At 70.7% G+C, this 1,336-nt stretch carries 1 protein-coding gene and 1 pseudogene; one reads left to right on the forward strand and one right to left on the reverse strand.

The window, feature by feature from the left end:
• Positions 1-109 precede the first annotated feature (109 nt).
• Positions 110-946 carry an MOSC domain-containing protein gene (locus GSF22_RS33575; protein ID WP_307804519.1) on the forward strand — a complete coding sequence of 279 codons (837 nt, stop codon included), beginning with the start codon at positions 110-112 and terminating at the stop codon, positions 944-946.
• A 73-nt stretch (positions 947-1,019) separates the two neighbouring features.
• Here GSF22_RS33575 and GSF22_RS33580 read toward each other — a convergent pair.
• A pseudogene (locus GSF22_RS33580) lies at positions 1,020-1,336 on the reverse strand (hypothetical protein); the annotation flags it as partial.

A 1,336-nucleotide genomic window follows, 5' to 3' on the forward strand; every position in this document is an offset into this window, starting at 1 on the left:
ACCCACCACCATTCCCCGACCCGACCCGATCCCGGAGTCTCCGCCAACGGGAACCGGACATCCGACGCGGACGGCACAGGGAATACGTTGCGTCGCATAATTCGTGGTCGTGGCGGACGACGGTGTGGTGGAACGGCTGTGGCGGTACCCGGTCAAGTCGATGCTCGGCGAGGAGGTCGACGCGAGCGGGGTGACGACCCGGGGCCTCACCGGCGACCGGTGCGTCGCCCTCGTGCAGCGGGAAACCGGCAAGGTGGCCAGCGCCAAGCACCCCCGGCTCTGGCGCGACCTGCTCCGCCTCCGCGCCACGGTGACCGACACCGGCAGGGTACGGATGATGCTCCCGGACGGCACCACGGCACACACCGACGACCCGGCGGCGGATGCCCGGCTGTCGGCGCTGCTCGGTCAGCCGGTACGACTGGTCACCGTTCCTCCGGCCGTCGCCACCCTGGACCGAGCCCGACCGGACGAGCTGCTGCGCGACGGCGACGTGGAGTCCGTCGGAGTGGAGCCGAGCGGTCTGGCCGGCGCCGCACCGGAGGGCACGTTCTTCGACTTCGCGCCGATCCACCTGGTCACCTCGGCCAGCCTGGACCGCCTTGCGGCGCTCGGTACCGGACGTCCGGTGGAGCCTGTCCGGTACCGGCCCAACCTGGTGATCCGGACGCAGGACACCGGTTTCGTGGAGAACGAGTGGGTGGGGCGGGAGCTGGCGATCGGCGATGCCCTCGTGCTCCATGTCATCGCCCCCACGCCGCGCTGCGCGGTGCCGACCCTCGCCCACGGGCCGGTGCCGGCTGATCTCGACGCACTGCGGGTCGCCGCCCGGCACAACCGGGTGGCGCCGGTACCGGAACTCGACCCGCAGCCGTGCGTCGGCGCGTACGCCCAGGTCGTCCGGCCCGGACCGATCCGGGTGGGTGACCGGGTACGGGTGTCCTGAGCTGACGTGCCGGAGTGTTAGGAAGGGGCCCTTCCTATACCGGAAACGTTAACGGGGGGCCCTTCCTTACACCTCAGTCGTCGGAGTCGTCGCCGTCGGTGCCGCCGACGCTGTCGTTCCCCGCGTTGGTGAGTGGGTTCATCAGGTCGGCGAGCCGTTGCCGGACACTGTCCGGCAGCTCGGAGCGGGCCAGTTCCCGGCGCAGTTCGAGGAGCTTCTTGCGGAGTTCCTTCGGCTTGTCGTCGAGCTTCTCCCGGACCGACTCCACCCGGTCCCGTAGCTTGTCGGCCACGGTGTCGGTGATTTCGCCGGCTGCCTCCGCCTCGTCGATGACGGTGTCGAACGCGTCGAGGATCTGCCGGGGGGTGGTGGGTACCGGACGCGCGGTGG

Origin of the sequence: Micromonospora echinofusca, from assembly GCF_017614955.1 — a bacterium.
Taxonomy (GTDB): Bacteria; Actinomycetota; Actinomycetes; order Mycobacteriales; family Micromonosporaceae; genus Micromonospora; species Micromonospora echinofusca_A.